At 45.3% G+C, this 1,844-nt stretch carries 4 protein-coding genes and 1 pseudogene; 1 reads left to right on the forward strand and 4 read right to left on the reverse strand.

Annotated elements, in window-relative coordinates:
* Positions 1-279, forward strand: a 279-nt coding sequence (locus QZL69_RS02035) for a hypothetical protein (protein WP_291517891.1), incomplete at its 5' end; no start/stop codon positions are given.
* 89 nt (positions 280-368) lie between these two features.
* Here QZL69_RS02035 and QZL69_RS02040 read toward each other — a convergent pair.
* The 4 genes and pseudogenes from QZL69_RS02040 to QZL69_RS02055 form a co-directional block, all read right to left on the reverse strand.
* Positions 369-500: pseudogene (locus QZL69_RS02040) on the reverse strand (transposase); the annotation flags it as partial.
* A 74-nt stretch (positions 501-574) separates the two neighbouring features.
* Positions 575-880: an alpha/beta hydrolase gene (locus QZL69_RS02045; protein WP_022213562.1), complete on the reverse strand. Its 306-nt coding sequence runs from the start codon at positions 878-880 to the stop codon at positions 575-577.
* Entirely contained in the window at positions 861-1,412 is a 552-nt protein-coding gene (locus QZL69_RS02050) for an alpha/beta hydrolase (protein WP_022213563.1), read from the reverse strand. The genes QZL69_RS02045 and QZL69_RS02050 overlap by 20 nt, the downstream gene beginning before the upstream one ends.
* An 11-nt stretch (positions 1,413-1,423) precedes the next feature.
* Entirely contained in the window at positions 1,424-1,810 is a 387-nt protein-coding gene (locus tag QZL69_RS02055) for a DUF4186 domain-containing protein (RefSeq protein ID WP_022213564.1), read from the reverse strand.
* Between the last annotated feature and the right edge of the window lie 34 nt (positions 1,811-1,844).

Here is a 1,844-nt window from a genome sequence, read left to right on the forward strand (position 1 = left end):
ACAGCCCATGCATGGCAAAATCAATCCCCAGAAATTTTTCTGCCTGTCTTTTCTCCGCTGTTTGGTTTTCACAGTCGAACAACAGACTTGCAAAATATTTTCCGGTTGGTTCCCTGCTTACAGTCACTGATTTTAGTTTCCACCCTTCCGGTATCGAACGGTGAAGTTTTATTTTTATGGGTGTCATCTTTGGTAGTTTCAGAGACTTTTCCTGCAGGCAGATATTTCCATATATCATATTTGTTGTATAAGATTTCCGGGAATTTTTTTGATTTGTAATTTGGGAATCCCACTTTCGGTTCCCGAAAAAATTTCCGGAAGGCTCCTTCCAGGTTCCTCTGCACATTTGCCAGTGCAAGAGAATCTGCTTCTTTCCACAGTTTTTCTTTTATCTGTGGATATTCTTTTTTCAACAGTCTGCTACTGGCACTTTTATACGCATTAATAAACTTACTTAGTTCTGACCTGGGTTGTGCCCGGAACATTACATGAACATGGTCTCAGTCATGGTTTCACTCTTCCAGCACCTTTCTTATTCCTTTTAATACACCTCAAAGCTACCTCTCTTCATTTTCTATTGCTCTGCGAAAAAATGCTCCTTCGCATATGTAAACTGTCGGTTGAACTTTTCTGCTGCCTGGTGGCTGATTTCCAGTTCCGGGTACATCATGTCGAAGGCGTGGATGTTGCTGTGGTAAATGTCCAGTTCTGCGTGGATGTTGTTTTTCTTCAGTTTATGTATGTATCGCACGGCTTCTGCAAAAAACGGCTCTCCATCTCCTACAAACGTGTAGGCCGGCGGCAGACCAGAAAAGTCTGTGCACCTTGCCGGAGCAGCATAGATCGGTACCTTGGTTTTGTCAGTATTTCGCAGATACATTTTCCAGGCGAAATGATTTTTTCCGTGTATTCCAGACTTTGCCGTGATTGTCCCGGGATGTTTCCGTATCCCGGTCATCCAGCATTGGATACAATGGCATCTGAAAAGCAATCTTCACATCCCCTGTATCTCTCGCTTTCATGCATACAGCGACACACAGCCCGCCGCCGGCACTTTCTCCACCGACCATGATCTGATCCGTTCTGATTCCCAGCTCATCTGCATGATTTTTCAAATACAAAAGTGCATCATAGCAGTCATCCAGTGCCGCCGGATACGGAGTCTCGAAAGCCATTCTGTAGCCAGGGGAAAAGACCACTGCTCCGTATTTTTTGACAAGATCCACCGCTCTTGACATATGAACCATTTCTTTCATTCCGGCGATATATCCGCCACCATGAATCCACAAAATCCCCGGCGTTTTATCCGTCTTTTTCTTCGGCGAAAGGACAAGTGCCGGAATATTTCTGCCCTCAGAAGGTATCTTGATTTTTCTTACGCAAATATCCCTGTCGGGTTTCATTGATCGCATGTCTGCACTCCTTACCTTATCAGTCTGTCCTGAAACAGTTCCATCTCCTGCCGAATCCAGGTCATGATCACGTCCACGAGGTAGTCCTGCTGCACCTGGCTCAATTGTTTCCCTGGCTGGATCTTGTGCCATTTCTTAATGCAGCCACGGCAGCATGTCGCTGTTGCGTGCTGTGCGATGAATACAGGATGACCGCGCATTGGGGTCTGTTTTCCATCGTTTGGGATCACTGCCGGTGCTTCGCGCTTTACAATAAAATCGCGCGCATGTTCTTCTATTTTGTCCAGCCCTTTGCTGTTGATATAATCAATGTCCACCTGCTTCAGATGAAATCTGCTTCGGAATGTCGACTTCCCCAGATTTTCAAAAAGCTGTTTGTACCATTCGTCTTTTGTCACTTTTCTCACTCCCGGAAACTTTATGTCTAGGTCT

It is taken from the genome of Blautia sp. CAG:237 (genome assembly GCF_000436615.1).
Taxonomy (GTDB): domain Bacteria; phylum Bacillota; class Clostridia; order Lachnospirales; family Lachnospiraceae; genus Blautia_A; species Blautia_A intestinihominis.